This is a genomic window from Pseudoalteromonas sp. TAP-3C (genome assembly GCF_059888565.1).
This window is the reverse complement of the sequence record NZ_CM187618.1, coordinates 2,518,504-2,532,683: the sequence shown is the minus strand read 5'-3', so window position 1 is coordinate 2,532,683 and position 14,180 is coordinate 2,518,504. Positions and strand designations below refer to the sequence as shown.

Sequence of the window (14,180 nt, the reverse complement as noted above, 5' to 3'; positions counted from 1 at the left end):
ACCCGGCGCTTTTTTAGTTTATATCTACCACTGATTGACGAATTACCAGTGCAGGTTCGAACAGTGTTTGAATGGGTTTAACGCTCTTTTGGTACACATGACTAAGTACCCACTGTGCTGCTACTTTACCCATTTCATCTATAGGGTAATTAATGGTGCTTAACGGTGGATAAACATGGCGGGTAAAAAATACATTATCGTAGCCTATGATTGAAAGTTGTGTGGGAAGCGCAATGCCATGCTCCCTGGCACTGACCATAGCACCGGTGGCCATTTCATCATTGGCACATACTAAAGCTGTGATGGTTGGATTTTTTTTATAAATTTCAGTAAACCCTCCATAGCCGCTATCTTCTACAAAGTCACCTTCATAGAAACTGTTTTCATCAAACTCAATGGCGTGTTCAGTAAGCGCTTGTTTATGCCCGTCTAAACGCTCTTGGGCATCTTTTTTCCACAGTGGACCGCTAATATAAGCAATATTTTTGTGACCAGATTCAAGAATATATTTAGTCGCTAAATATCCACCTTTGACATTATCAAGGATAATACAACGATCTGCCAGTTCAGGAATATGTCGATTCAGTAAAACAAACGGTGTTTTGCCTTTGCTCAGCTTTATTAAGTATTCATCACTAACGGCTTCTACGTGCAGAATAAGCGCATCACAATTACGGCTAATTAAAAATTCTATGCCTTGCTGTTCTTGTTCTGCGTCACTGTGCCCTGCGGTAATAATAACGTGTTTGCCTTGGTTTCTAAGGGTGTTTTCTATGCCACTCATCATAGGGCCGTAAAATGGACCCTTTAGCTCAGACACCAGTAAGCCAGCACTATTAGAACAATTAGAGGCAAGTGATTGGGCAATTGAGTTGGGACGATAACCTAACGCTTGCATTGCTATTGTAACCTTTTTTCTGGTTGCATCACTGACGTTTGCATTGTTGTTCATTACTCTTGAGACTGTGGCTAATGATACGCCTGCGAGTTTCGACACCTCATAAATGGTGGCCATGCTATTCCTTGTTACACATTTTTTTTGTTAAATCGGCAGTTATTTTTTTTATAGTATTATTATCTAGGCTGTATTTACTCATTATTAAGGCAACAAGTACACTGCCAATAGCAGGATAGAGAGTAAATGAAGTTAAAATACCGGTTTTAGTCGCTTCACTTAGCTCTAAATTGGGCTGGTATTGATAATAAGCAAGCAACCACCCGGCGATAGCTCCGCCTAATGCCAGTCCTAATTTGATAAAAAATACGATGCTAGCGTAAACTAAACCGGTTAGTCGCCGTCCTGTTTGCCAGACTCCATAGTCAATTGTATCAGCCATTTTTGCCCACAATAGGGGAGTCGCCATTTGGGTGAAAAAACACCATAAAAAATACACTAAAAACGCGAGTAAAACGTGTTCATTAGGAACAAAAAAAGCAAAGCAGCTAAGTATGGCAGACATATATTGCAGATAAATATAAGCCGCTTTTTTATCTAGGCGTTTACTTAAAGGCTGCGCACAAGCGCAACCTAAAATATTACCGACCATACCTAAGGTCACAAATTCGGTGATTAGGTCTTCTTTGCCAAGTACGTACTTTACGTAATAAATAGCTAAGGTGGTGCGAAGAACCATACTCGTTAATAAGACTAATGCAGCCAAGCAAAGAATTTTAAACGGCTGGTTTTGCCATAAAATAGTTAGTTGGTTTTTTAAAGATAATTTATGCGGCGGGTTAGTTACTCGCTCTTTGGTATAACGAAAGCAGATTAAAAATAAAACGACTCCTAGGCCACTCATAACCAGCATAGTGAGCTGATAGCCCAGCTCATTGTTGCCGTCACCAAACCATTCAACCAAAGGTAAAGTACAACTAGTAACCAGTAAGCCACCCAGCATACCAAATACAAAGCGATATGATTGTATAGAAACTCTTTCGTTAGGGTTGCGGCTCAGAACGCCACCAAGTGCCGAATAAGGAATGTTAATTGCGGTATAAACCAGCATAAGCAGCGTGTAAGTGACAAACGCATAAATAATTTTATGCGTGTCATTCAATGCAGGCGTAGTAAATGTAATTACACTAATAACCGCAAATGGCAGTGCAAGCCAGAGTAAATAAGGGCGGTAACTACCATATTTAGTATGAGTTGCATCAGTCAATGCGCCCATTAGCGGGTCTGTAACGGCATCAATGACTCTAACAACTAAAAAAAGAGTACCCACAACAGCCGGTGAAATACCAAAAATATCAGTGTAAAAAAAAGTTAAAAATAGCATCACGGTTTGAAAAATAATATTGCTGGCCGTGTCACCTAGGCCATACGCTATTTTTTCTTTTTTACTCAGCATAAAAGCCACTCATTATTATTTTTGGCGCTGTTTAAGAAAGTCGCGGTACGCAATTGCGCTTTGCTTTAATATTCGTTGTTGGGTTTGATAATTTACATAGACTAGCCCAAAGCGCTTTTCATAGCCATAGGCCCATTCAAAATTATCCATTAAGCTCCATGCAAAGTACCCTTGTATATCAACACCTTGTTTAACTGCATTATGAACGGCATTAATGTGAGTATGGTAGTAATCGATACGTTGTATGTCATGTATTTTACCATCAATTAACACATCAGCCATCGCGGCGCCATTTTCAGTTATATATACTTTGGGTAAAGTGTAACGATCATTCAATGAAAGTAGTAATTCATATAACCCGTGGGGGTAAATTTCCCAGCCCATATCCGTGGTTTCAATATCTGTTAAAGGAGCTTCACTAAACCAGTGTTCAGGTGTGTTTTTGTAATGAATACGAGTATAGTAATTAACCCCTAAAAAATCGATTTTTTGGCTGATAATAGCCATATCCCCATCTACAATATCGGGTTTTGCATCACAGGGTAGATCGTTAATTAACCCTGGGTAATGTCCTTTTAGTATTGCTTGGATATACCATTGATTGTGGTAATCATCGGCAAGTTCAGCGGCGCGTTTATCCGCTGGAGTTAACGGGTATGCAGGGCTAAAATTAAGTACAATCCCAGCTTCTGTCGCAGGGCAGTTTTTGCGTATCACTTGCATGGCTAAGCCATGAGCAAGTAATAAGTGGTGCGCTGCTTGACGTCCTGCTTGTTGGCTTTTTATACCGGGTGCATGCACGCCTATTTCGTAGCCTAAATAGGCGCTACAAAATGGTTCATTTAATGTCGCATAAGAGTCAACCAGTCCCTTTAACTGCTTCGTTACTGTATCTGTGTAATGAGCAAACTGATAGGCGGTATCGCGGTTCAGCCAACCCCCGTTGTCTTCTAAGTATTGAGGGAGATCCCAGTGATATAAGGTGACATAGGTTTTAATATTGCGCACTTTGAGCGCCTGTAATAATGATTTATAAAACCCTATGCCTTGACTATTCAAACTGCCATCTTGGTGCATAACGCGAGGCCAAGAAATTGAAAGTCGATAGGCATCAACAGCTAAATCAGCAACCATTTGCACATCTTGTTGCCAGTGTTTTACATGTTCGCACGCTTGGTTGCCGTTACTGTTATCTGCAATGGTATTTGGTTTGCTACAAAAAGTATCCCAAATACAGGGTAGACGTGAGTGATGGTCTCCCTCTATTTGAAAAGAAGCTGTGGCAACACCAAAAATAAAGGGGGGTTTTAAAAGAGTTGACGTTCTTGGTAACGAAATTGTTTTAAACACAATGAGACACGTCCTTAAATTTACAGTAAAAGAGCACATTACTGTGAACCGCTAAAAAATAAAAATCACGGGAAATAGCAATGTAAGCGCTTACAATAATTTTGTAAATAAATTGATAAATATTATTTGTATGTTATAAATGTAAGCGCTTACATTTGGTGTTGCAACTATTATCTGCGTTTTAAGGTTTACTGACTACGATAAAATAGAGGTAACAATCTGATAATTATAAATAATTAGAGATTTACTATGGCACATATCACACCGCCACTACCGGCAACAGAAAACAGCCAAAAACCAGGGGGTACACACACCTTTGCGTTAACATCGCTGACGACTTTATTTTTTATGTGGGGTTTTCTTACTTGCTTGAATGATATTTTAATTCCGTATTTAAAAGGGATGTTCTCCCTTAATTATACTCAGGCAATGTTGGTACAATTTTGTTTTTTTGGTGCCTATTTTGTAATGTCAATTCCAGCAGGGAAACTGGTCAGTAAAATAGGTTATCAATTTGGTATTGTTGTTGGGTTAGTTGTTGCAGCAATAGGCTGTGCACTATTTTACCCAGCTGCAGAGGCGCATGTTTACGAGTTATTTTTACTTGCTTTGTTTGTGCTTGCTTCAGGGATCACTATTTTACAAGTTTCTGCTAATCCTTATGTCAGTGTGTTGGGCCCTGCTAAAACAGCGTCTTCACGTTTAACCATGACTCAAGCTTTTAACTCTTTAGGTACAACGGTAGCGCCATTATTTGGTAGTTGGTTAATTTTATCTGAAATTAGCCAAGCTACGGCGGAACAAGTCAAATTTCCGTATTTAATGCTCAGTGCAAGTTTACTGGCATTGGCGATTATTTTTGCCTTTTTAAAGCTACCTAAACTCGGTAAAGCCATTGATAGTGAGGCTGAAAACCAAGGCGACAGTGAATTTGAAGATTTAGGCAGTGTTTGGAAGTACCGCCATCTTATTTTAGGTGCAATTGGTATCTTTGTGTATGTTGGCGCAGAGGTTGCGATTGGCAGCTTTTTAGTGGGCTTTTTAACCCTTGATCATATTGCAGGCTTACCAGAGCAACAGGCTGCCCATTATATTAGCTATTATTTTGCAGGTGCGATGGTAGGGCGCTTTGCTGGTGCTGTCATCATGCAAAAGTTGAACGCGGCCAAGGTATTAGCTTGTCATGGTATATTAGCGGGTTTGTTAGTTTTAGTTGCTATGACGGGACAAGGGACTCTCGCTATGTGGGCTATTTTATTGGTGGGATTATGTAATTCAATAATGTTTCCCACTATTTTCAGTTTAGCGCTTCAAGGCTTAGGTAAATACACCTCGCAAGGGTCGGGTATTTTATGTTTAGCAATAGTAGGCGGTGCAATTATCCCGCTATTACAAGGTGTACTAGCAGATAACATTGGCGTACAGCTAGCGCTGGTAATTCCTATTGGCTGTTATTTATATATTACTTATTTCGCGCTGTTTGGTGCAAAAAAAACAACGTTAACTCGTCTTTAAGCTTTAGGTGAATATTATGATTATTAAACGAACTTTTTCAGTTACAGCACTGATGCTAGCTGCAATAACGAGTAGTGGTTGCTCGCAACCCCTTAATAATGCAAACGAGGCGGTAGCCAAAAAAGAAATTTGGCCAACGATCAAAACGGGTATAAAAAGCGATGCTCAAATGGAGCAAAAAATCGCTGATATGCTAGATACCATGACATTAGAGCAAAAAATTGCACAAATGATCCAACCTGAAATTCGTCATATCACGGTTGAAGATATGCGCAAATATGGCTTTGGTTCATATTTAAACGGCGGTGGCTCGTTTCCAAATAATAACAAACATGCAACCCCTGAAGACTGGGTTGATTTAGCGCAAAAGATGTACCAAGCGTCTGTTGATGATTCTCTCGATGGTAGCACAATTCCGACAATGTGGGGTACTGATGCGGTACATGGCCACAACAATGTTATTGGCGCGACTTTATTTCCGCATAACATTGGTTTGGGGGCGGCGAATAACCCTGCACTGATTGAAAAAATTGCTGCAGCTACGGCGCGCGAAGTCATGGTGACTGGTATTGACTGGGTTTTTGCACCTACGGTTGCAGTCGTTCGAGACGACCGCTGGGGCCGTACTTACGAAGGGTACTCAGAAGATCCTGAAATAGTGAAGGCATATTCAGCTTCTATCGTTAAAGGACTGCAAGGTGCTGTAGATGAAGATTTTTTATCAGATACGCGCGTAATCAGTACGGTGAAGCATTTCCTAGGCGATGGCGGCACTGAGAGCGGTGACGATCAAGGTAACAATATTGCTAATGAAGAAGAGTTATTTGCACTTCATGCTCAAGGCTATATTGGCGGGTTAGGTGCTGGTGCACAAACGGTAATGGCCTCGTTTAATAGCTGGCATGGTGAAAAAATTCACGGTAGTAAGTATTTATTGACTGATGTGCTAAAAGACAAAATGGGCTTTGATGGCTTTGTTGTTGGTGATTGGAATGGTCACGGGCAAGTAAAAGATTGCTCAAATAGCAGTTGTGCACAAGCGGCAAATGCAGGTTTAGATGTATACATGGCCCCCGATGAGTGGAAGCCATTGTTTAGCAACTTAGTTGATCAAGTGAACAAGGGTGAAATTCCTTTAAGCAGAATTAATGACGCCGTTACACGTATTTTACGCGTTAAAATGCGTGCCGGTTTATTTGATAAACCAAGCCCTGCACAGCGCCCACTTTCAGGTAAAACTGAAATTATTGGTAGTCCTGAGCATCGTGACATTGCAAAGCAAGCAGTGCGTGAATCGCTGGTATTGCTTAAAAATAAACAGCAATTATTGCCATTATCACCTAAAGCAAACGTATTAGTAGCAGGTACAGGCGCTGATAATATTGGTATGCAATCAGGTGGCTGGAGTGTTACATGGCAAGGTACAGGTAACATAAACAGTGACTTTCCTGGTGGAAGCTCTATTTATGATGGTATTAAAGAAACCGTTGAACACGCAGGTGGCCGTGTAAATCTTAGTGTTGAGGGGCAATTTACTAATCGTCCAGATGTTGCGATTGTTGTTTTTGGTGAGCAGCCATACGCAGAGGGTAACGGTGATGTTGATAATCTTGAATATCAACGCGGTAGTAAAACAGATTTAGCGTTACTGCGTAAGTTTAAAGATGCAGGGATTCCGGTTGTTTCTTTATTTATCAGTGGCCGTCCTATGTGGGTAAATGCAGAGCTTAATGCCAGTGATGCGTTTGTTGCTATTTGGTTGCCAGGCAGTGAGGGTGATGCAGTTAGTGATGTATTATTTAAAAATGTAGACGGTTCAGTTAATCATGATTTTAAAGGTAAATTATCATTTTCATGGCCAAATAATTCAATAGATAATGAAAATCGCTATGATGAAAATTACAGCCCACTATTACCATATGGCTTTGGTTTAACTTACAGTGATAGCAATGTGCTTAAAGATGACTTGGTAGAGCAGACTCAACAGGCAGAACAAATTGATGATTTAGTGTTATTTGAACGGGCAGTTAAAGCCCCGTGGTCGCTGGTATTAAAAAGTGGCGATCAACAAAAGACAGTGGCGAGCAGTCGCGAATCATTGGGCGCTGTGAGTGTGCAAACATTTGATAAAGAAGTTCAAGAAGATGCCCGTGCTATTGGTTTTAATGGGCAGGCATTGGCAGGAATTAATTTAGCCACTGCATTTCCATCTGATTTACGTTCATACGTTGAAAACAACGGCCAACTGCAAATGCAAATTAAAGTAGATAAAGCAGCAACTAATCCATTATGGGTTGGTATGGGCTGTGGTGAGAGTTGTCAGGGCAAGTTTGATATTACTGATAAACTTGAAAAACAAGGTCAATGGCACACACTTAATATTGATTTGAGCTGCTTTGCAGAGCAAGGTGTTGACTTAGCACAAGTATTTTCACCTTGGCAGTTAAGTACACAAGGCGATTGGCATGTATCTATTACTAAACTAGCTATAACAGCAAATGCTTCCGAGCAAGGTCGTGTTACCTGTAAGTAGTCAATAATTTATTAATAAGCAGGTATTTAGCGTACCTGCTTATTATTTCAGAGTGCTGCACGACAACCCGCCTAATTATACTCTCCCTACTTTTTATCTCAGCCTATATAATTGATTATATTTAGCTTTGTCATAAAAACATGATAAAAATGCATTCGCTTTTGCGTTAATAATCTGAGAGTATGCCAATTAAATCCAAAGTGTAATTAATTGGTGAGTAAATGAGACAAATAAAGTTAGCTTCGCAGCACTTACACCCTTCAAAAATAGTTTGTGTGGGGCGCAATTACAGTGCCCATATTGCTGAATTAAATAACGAACACCCCGAGCAAATGGTAATTTTTAATAAACCTAATAGCGCGATCACCAATATCTTACTTGCCACTCATAACGATGATACATTGCACTATGAAACAGAGTTATGTTTTGTGATTAAAAATAAACAGCTTGCTGGCGTGGGAATGGGGCTTGATTTGACTAAACGCGCTTTGCAAAGCACCTTAAAAGAAAAAGGCTTGCCATGGGAGCGTGCAAAGGCATTTGATGGCTCCGTGCTATTTAGTGATTTTATTGAGTTAACGCCTACTATGTCATCATTTAAATTTGAATTACAGATTGACGGCAAAGTGGTTCAACAGGGTGACACAAGCCTGATGTTACATCAACCGGAACAAATACTAGCTGAAGTAAGCCAATTTATGAGTTTAGAAGAGGGCGATATTATTATGACAGGCACCCCAGCTGGCGTGGGGATGGTTAAGGTCGGTCGAGAATTCAAAGTTGCTCTTTATTGTGATTCTGGCCAGCAATGCTTATTGGAGCATCGCTGGTCTGTGGGTCAAATTTAAGCACATATTGATAATAAAGTATGTCAAAGTTTTCAATATGTTTATCTAACCAATAGCGTTGGCTTTGTTGGTATGCTGATGAGCTTAAAATACTGCTTTTTAATACCGCATTAATTTTTGTGATCGCTTGGCTTGCAAAGTTATTTGGGGCGTTAGTTGCACAACCTACAGCCCCTTGAATTAAACTATTCTTACTTTTTGCAATCGGTATACTAATAATTTCTTTTGGATTTAGTTGTTGATTAAAGTAGCTCGCCATAAAAGGGTAATCGAGCGAATAATCTAAAAAGCCATGCCTTAATCGATTGATCACCGCACCACTTTCATTATCGCTATTCCAACTTAGTGACACGTTCTGATGGGTTAAAGAGTTTTCAATAATAGTATTGAGATCAGCAGAAAATAGCCGCGCTCCTGCTTGACCGTAGGTAAAACTCTCATCTGTAAGCAAGCTGATTAAATCAATGGGATTACCATGTTTTTTAGAAATTATATCAGCCTTACTTTTCGTAGCAATAACACTAAACGCCGGGTAAATTGCAGTAGGGTTTGAGTAAATATACGTTTTATTTGCGATTTTTTTATGAATAACACACGGGAAGCAGACATTTCTTCCTTCTTGAATATATTTATTGATTCGCTTTTGTGGCATGACTAAGTGAGTGTGTTTTACACCTTCAATAGCACTAATTAATTGCTTGGTTAAGTTGTCACATAAACCTGATTGCAATTCATCGGGCTGCAAATGAAAGGGGGGAGTGTTACTTTGCAGCCAGGTTATTTCAAAAATCGGCTTTTCTGGCTGACTAATACAATAATTTGAAAAGAGCAGTAACAGGGTAAGACATAGATAACTAATTTTTAACATAAAAAAGCCATGCGCGCTTAGATAAAATCTAATGTCAGTATAGCTTTAATGTTCAAAAATAAAACATAAAAAGGGCTAAAGAGTAAATATTACTATACCAACTATTTACTCTGGTTAAACTTTATTTAAAAAGGCATAGGATTACTTCTGAATATAGTATCAATTGCTGATAATACTTCATCGCTGAGGGTTAGCTCAAACGCATCAATATTTTCTTGCAATTGCGCCATAGTGGTAGCACCTATAATTGATGAAGTAACCCCATCCACTTGATTACACCAAGCCAGCGCGAGCTGTGCAGGGGTAATGTTGTGCGCATGCGCAAGCTCAACATACGCTTTAGTGGCTTGGTGTGATTGTGGTGTATCGCGAAAAATACCGTTACGCTGCATAAACGTCCAGCGCGAGCCTTCAGGGCGCGCTCCATTTAAGTACTTACCGGTTAAAAGCCCTGCAGCCAACGGTGACCAAGGTAAATAAGCAATATCCTCATGCACACATTGCTCTATTAAATAAGGCCAGTCCTTAGCGTGCGCTAAACTAAATTCGTTTTGAATAGACACCATTTTTGGCAAGTTATACGCTTTGGCTAAATTTAAAAATTGGCTAATTCCCCACGGGGTATCGTCAGAAAGCCCACAATGCTTAATTTTACCCGCCTTAACACACGCATCTAAGCCCTCTAAAATATCAAGCATATCAGCGGTGTGTTGAGTTGCATCCACCTCAGTAAATTTAAGCATACCAGGCCATTGCCTAGCAAAATGAGGTGTGCGGCGATTAGGCCAGTGTAGCTGGTATAAATCAATATAGTCGGTTTGTAGACGCTTTAGAGAGTGATCAACCGCGTCAATAACAGCTTGGCGAGTAATATCATTGCCACCACGTATCCACGAAAGTCCGTTACCGGCAATTTTAGTCGCTATAACAATGTCTTTTCGTTTATGCGTATTGCGCGCAATCCAGTTTCCTATGATTTGTTCTGTTTTACCGTAGGTGTCAGGAGAGGGAGGAACTGCGTACATTTCTGCCGTATCAATAAAATTAACACCACGCTCAAGCGCATAGGCTATTTGTTGATCGGCATCGTGCTGGGTGTTTTGCACCCCCCAAGTCATGCTGCCTAAACAAACCCTTGAAATGCTAACATCACTGCTGCCTAATTGACTATATTGCATTATTAATCCTAATTATTCGTTTTGAGAGTGTGCTTTTAAAGCCGACAACAAGGGCTCTGTGATTATCGCTTTTTGCCCTGTTTTAAAATCAAACATCACCACTTTTGACATGCCAGTGGTTGTTATCGCGTTTTGCGCATGACTAAATACACTGTAATTCATTATAAATCGGTCAGATTTGATGTCACTGATGGTAATACCTACGCTTAATGTATCGGGAAATGTCACCGGGCGCTTGTAGCGAATATTATTTTCACTGATCACAGGGCCTGTGGCTTGGGAATTAATAGTATCAAATAAATTTAATTTATTTAAAAAATCAATTCTGGCTATTTCGAAATAACGAAGGTAAACACAGTTATTAACATGCTGTAGGGCATCCATATCGCCCCATGCTACAGTGATATCAGTATGAATAGGGTGTTGTTGTTTAAACGTTTCCATGTATTTATAGCTCTTAGTTTGAAAGCATCTAGATTAGCAACATGGTCGGATGAGCTCAAGGGAATTATAACTGAGCTTAAAATTGTAGCTCTTTGAATTTAGCACTATAGTAATTATGAACACACGAGGAGATAACGATGCAGAATATAATTAATTGGTTATTAGCATGCACTTTTTTGATAGCTTCATTTACGTGTTACGCGATGGGCAATCAAGTGGGCGCAATTATTTTGATGTTATTAGGCTTTTTTTTAGAAGTCCTGTTTTGGATGTACTGTTTTAATAAGCCGAAAAAAAGTAAACGCGCTTTTTAGATACTAACAAGCTTGCTAATTAAAAACGCTTCCGTAATAATGGCTGTATAAATAAACAGTTGTTATAGTGTAATGAAAAAGTTTATTCATATAGATATGGACTGCTTTTATGCAGCCGTTGAGATGCGCGACAATCCCAAGCTTGCACATGTACCGCTTGCAATTGGTGGTAACAGTCGCCGTGGAGTGCTCTCTACTGCTAATTACATTGCCAGAAAATACGGTGTGCGCTCTGCCATGTCTAATTACCATGCCAAACAACTGTGCCCTGATTTAGTTATAGTGCCTGGCAGAATGGCTATTTATAAGCAAGTATCAACACAAATTCGCGCTATTTTTAACCGCTACACTCACTTAGTAGAACCCCTCTCACTGGATGAAGCTTACTTAGATGTGACCCACAGCAGCGCATTTAAAGGCAGTGCAACCTTAATCGCTGAGCAAATCCGCACCGATATTTTTAATACCACCGGGCTTACTGCATCTGCGGGGATTGCGCCAATAAAATTTATAGCCAAAATAGCCAGTGATGAAAATAAGCCCAACGGTCAATTTGTGGTTTTGCCTGAGCAAGTGGATGACTTTTTAGCGCAATTACCATTGGGTAAAATTCCTGGCGTTGGTAAAGTAACCCTTGAAAAACTTAATTTAAAAGGGTTATACACAGGCAAAGATGTACGCGAAAAAGGCGCTAATTGGATGCAGCAGCATGTGGGTAACTTTGGCGTGTCGTTATACCAAAAGTGTATAGGTGAGCATATAGGGCAGGTTTCAACCGAACGAGTTCGTAAGTCATTAAGCGTAGAGCATACTTATGAATACAACAAAAATAGCCTAGCAGAATGCCTTGAGCAATTACCGCAATTGTTAGATGAGCTCATTGTTAGGTTAAATAAACAGCAGTTGCAAAATAAAATTAATAAGTTAAGTGTTAAGGTTAAATTTGCAAATTTTGTCGTCACTTCAGCAGATCAAGCCGCTCATCAATTAAATTTGACTATTTTTAAAGAGTTGCTCGCTAAAGCATATCAACGTGGATTGCAGCAGCCAGTTCGTTTACTGGGTATTGGTGTAGGCATTAAAAATCAACCTGCGCATAATTTGCAACTGAGTATTTTAGAGCTGTAAAAAGCTGTAACTACAAGTTGCCAGTGAGTATGCAGATTATCGCAGTTCACTGGTTATAAATTGCTAAATAAATAATAATAGGGGCTACGTTTTTTAATCGGAGCCTTTTATGGCATACCCAAAAGCAGTAATGGCTCAGCCACTAAGTGCAAGCCTAGATTGCACATCACATGATGCACTTATTATTATCAGTGATGACTTTTCTCGTTTACCAAATACGCCATTGCGTGATGCAATTTTAACGCAAGCACAAGTTGATTCACGCATCGGTCAGCAGGTTACCTTGTTAGTGATTAACGCTAAGCGTGTTGTACTCGCACCTACAGGACCGTTAAACAGAGATTATGACGACGTTCGTCGTTATTTTGATGCAGCCAAACTAGCCATCAATGAAGCAAAAGCATCGGGCAGTGTAAACCCGGCTATTTATTTACCGACCTTAAATAGTGATAGTCGCTATCAACATGCGCTAGAAGTGGCCTATTTAGGCGCATGCCAAGCGTTATGGCAACCTCTTGAAGCGCGTGAATTTCACGGACAATGCATTGAACCTGTTACTCAAATAGGCTTAATTGATGCAAGCGAGCAAACGATTAAAGCCGTTAATGCACTGGCCGCAGGGCAATATGCTGCACGTGACTTATGTGGTACTGAGCCTGAACGCATGGCGCCCCCTCGTTTTGCAGATTACTGTGTAGATTTATTTAAAGGTAGCTGTGTTAATGTTGATGTTATTGCTGATTTAGCCGCGATTGATAAGCACTATCCGATGCTCAGCACTGTTGCTCGCGCATCGTATGCGGTAGAGCGCCATCATCCTCGTGTTGTTAAGCTTGAGTATGTACCAGAGGGCGAAATAAAACGCACACTAATGTTTGTTGGTAAAGGCTTGGTGTATGACACCGGCGGTGCCGATTTAAAAGTAGGAGGCTTTATGGCGGGTATGAGCCGCGATAAAGGCGGCGCGGCATCGGTCGCTGGGTTTATGAAATCAGTGGCAGATTATCAGCCTAGAGGGGTTAAAGTGATTGCCTTTTTAGCGGTTGTGCGTAACTCCATTGGCTCAGACTGTTTTGTCCCTGATGAAATTATTACTAGCCGTGAAGGTGTGCGAGTGCGTATTGGTAACACGGATGCCGAAGGACGTTTGGCAATGGGTGATTTACTCAGCGAAATGAAAGATATAGCTAAAAACGAAATAAACCCAACGCTGTTTACTGTCGCGACCTTAACAGGGCACGCCGCGCGTGCAGTGGGCCCTTATGGTGCCTATGTTGAGAATGGCCCAGCGCGTAGTGCGAATATTTCACGTCAATTAGCTGATTGTGGTGATTTATGGGCAGACGGTGGCGAAGTATCGCGTTCACGCCGTGAAGATTATGACTTTATAAAACCTCGTACGTTAGCCGATGATGTACTCTCTAGTAATAATGCGGCTTCTGCTGTAACAGCGCGCGGCCATCAATTTCCTATGGCGTTTTTAGCTGTGGTCAGTGGATTAGACAAACATGGCAATGAATCTGCGTTACCACTTCCTTATGTACATATGGATATTGCTGGGAGTGGTGTTGAGGGCGGTGATTGGCAGCACGGTAAACCAACCGCAGCGTCAGTAAGCAGTTTATTTGCTCGCTATTGCTTATAACTTTAG

General features: G+C 40.5%; 11 protein-coding genes. 5 read left to right on the top strand and 6 right to left on the bottom strand.

Annotation, left to right across the window (positions count from 1 at the left end):
* Positions 1–13: 13 nt before the first annotated feature.
* The 3 genes from AC6H44_RS11830 to AC6H44_RS11820 are packed head-to-tail and all read right to left on the bottom strand — an operon-like array spanning position 14 to position 3,701.
* Positions 14–1,015 carry a LacI family DNA-binding transcriptional regulator gene (locus tag AC6H44_RS11830; protein WP_500735704.1) on the bottom strand — a complete coding sequence of 334 codons (1,002 nt, stop codon included), beginning with the start codon at positions 1,013–1,015 and terminating at the stop codon, positions 14–16.
* A gap of 1 nt (position 1,016) precedes the next feature.
* Positions 1,017–2,351 carry a glycoside-pentoside-hexuronide (GPH):cation symporter gene (locus AC6H44_RS11825; RefSeq protein ID WP_500735703.1) on the bottom strand — a complete coding sequence of 445 codons (1,335 nt, stop codon included), beginning with the start codon at positions 2,349–2,351 and terminating at the stop codon, positions 1,017–1,019.
* A 15-nt stretch (positions 2,352–2,366) separates the two neighbouring features.
* A complete protein-coding gene (locus AC6H44_RS11820; RefSeq protein ID WP_500735701.1) occupies positions 2,367–3,701 on the bottom strand; it encodes a GH1 family beta-glucosidase in 1,335 nt (444 codons plus the stop codon).
* A gap of 249 nt (positions 3,702–3,950) precedes the next feature.
* On the opposite strand from AC6H44_RS11820, the gene AC6H44_RS11815 reads away from it, so the two are divergent.
* The 3 genes from AC6H44_RS11815 (at position 3,951) to AC6H44_RS11805 (ending at position 8,597) form a co-directional block, all read left to right on the top strand.
* A complete protein-coding gene (locus AC6H44_RS11815; protein ID WP_500735699.1) occupies positions 3,951–5,216 on the top strand; it encodes a sugar MFS transporter in 1,266 nt (421 codons plus the stop codon).
* Positions 5,217–5,232: 16 nt separating this feature from the next.
* Entirely contained in the window at positions 5,233–7,749 is a 2,517-nt protein-coding gene (locus tag AC6H44_RS11810; protein ID WP_500735697.1) for a glycoside hydrolase family 3 protein, read from the top strand.
* A gap of 221 nt (positions 7,750–7,970) precedes the next feature.
* The gene (locus tag AC6H44_RS11805; RefSeq protein WP_500735696.1) at positions 7,971–8,597 is read left to right on the top strand and encodes a fumarylacetoacetate hydrolase family protein; all 627 of its coding nucleotides are present in this window, start codon (positions 7,971–7,973) and stop codon (positions 8,595–8,597) included.
* Here the strand turns inward: AC6H44_RS11805 and AC6H44_RS11800 are convergent.
* The 3 genes from AC6H44_RS11800 to AC6H44_RS11790 all read right to left on the bottom strand — a co-directional run bounded on the left by AC6H44_RS11800 (position 8,524) and on the right by AC6H44_RS11790 (position 11,087).
* Positions 8,524–9,465, bottom strand: coding sequence for an ABC transporter substrate-binding protein (locus AC6H44_RS11800; RefSeq protein WP_500735694.1), 942 nt, complete (start codon positions 9,463–9,465; stop codon positions 8,524–8,526). The two genes, AC6H44_RS11805 and AC6H44_RS11800, sit on opposite strands and share 74 nt — an antisense overlap.
* Positions 9,466–9,590: 125 nt before the next feature.
* A complete protein-coding gene (locus AC6H44_RS11795) occupies positions 9,591–10,643 on the bottom strand; it encodes an aldo/keto reductase (protein WP_500735692.1) in 1,053 nt (350 codons plus the stop codon).
* 12 nt (positions 10,644–10,655) lie between these two features.
* A complete protein-coding gene (locus AC6H44_RS11790; RefSeq protein ID WP_500735691.1) occupies positions 10,656–11,087 on the bottom strand; it encodes an acyl-CoA thioesterase in 432 nt (143 codons plus the stop codon).
* Positions 11,088–11,473: 386 nt separating this feature from the next.
* Between AC6H44_RS11790 and dinB the strand changes: the two genes are divergently transcribed.
* Together dinB and AC6H44_RS11780 are read left to right on the top strand one after the other, a co-directional pair.
* Positions 11,474–12,529, top strand: a complete 1,056-nt coding sequence (dinB, locus tag AC6H44_RS11785) for a DNA polymerase IV (protein WP_500735690.1) — start codon at positions 11,474–11,476, stop codon at positions 12,527–12,529.
* Positions 12,530–12,638: 109 nt separating this feature from the next.
* Positions 12,639–14,174 (top strand): M17 family metallopeptidase, encoded by a 1,536-nt coding sequence (locus tag AC6H44_RS11780; protein ID WP_500735689.1) that lies wholly within the window; start codon positions 12,639–12,641, stop codon positions 14,172–14,174.
* Positions 14,175–14,180 lie beyond the last annotated feature (6 nt).

What these genes read in the sequence shown, in the direction of transcription:
- AC6H44_RS11830 (WP_500735704.1), bottom strand. Translation starts at nt 1,015, where the DNA reads ATGGCCACCATTTATGAGGTGTCGAAACTCGCAGGCGTATCATTAGCC.
- AC6H44_RS11825 (WP_500735703.1), bottom strand. Translation starts at nt 2,351, where the DNA reads ATGCTGAGTAAAAAAGAAAAAATAGCGTATGGCCTAGGTGACACGGCC.
- AC6H44_RS11815 (WP_500735699.1), top strand. Translation starts at nt 3,951, where the DNA reads ATGGCACATATCACACCGCCACTACCGGCAACAGAAAACAGCCAAAAA.
- AC6H44_RS11810 (WP_500735697.1), top strand. Translation starts at nt 5,233, where the DNA reads ATGATTATTAAACGAACTTTTTCAGTTACAGCACTGATGCTAGCTGCA.
- AC6H44_RS11805 (WP_500735696.1), top strand. Translation starts at nt 7,971, where the DNA reads ATGAGACAAATAAAGTTAGCTTCGCAGCACTTACACCCTTCAAAAATA.
- AC6H44_RS11800 (WP_500735694.1), bottom strand. Translation starts at nt 9,465, where the DNA reads ATGTTAAAAATTAGTTATCTATGTCTTACCCTGTTACTGCTCTTTTCA.
- AC6H44_RS11795 (WP_500735692.1), bottom strand. Translation starts at nt 10,643, where the DNA reads ATGCAATATAGTCAATTAGGCAGCAGTGATGTTAGCATTTCAAGGGTT.
- AC6H44_RS11790 (WP_500735691.1), bottom strand. Translation starts at nt 11,087, where the DNA reads ATGGAAACGTTTAAACAACAACACCCTATTCATACTGATATCACTGTA.
- dinB (WP_500735690.1), top strand. Translation starts at nt 11,474, where the DNA reads ATGAAAAAGTTTATTCATATAGATATGGACTGCTTTTATGCAGCCGTT.
- AC6H44_RS11780 (WP_500735689.1), top strand. Translation starts at nt 12,639, where the DNA reads ATGGCATACCCAAAAGCAGTAATGGCTCAGCCACTAAGTGCAAGCCTA.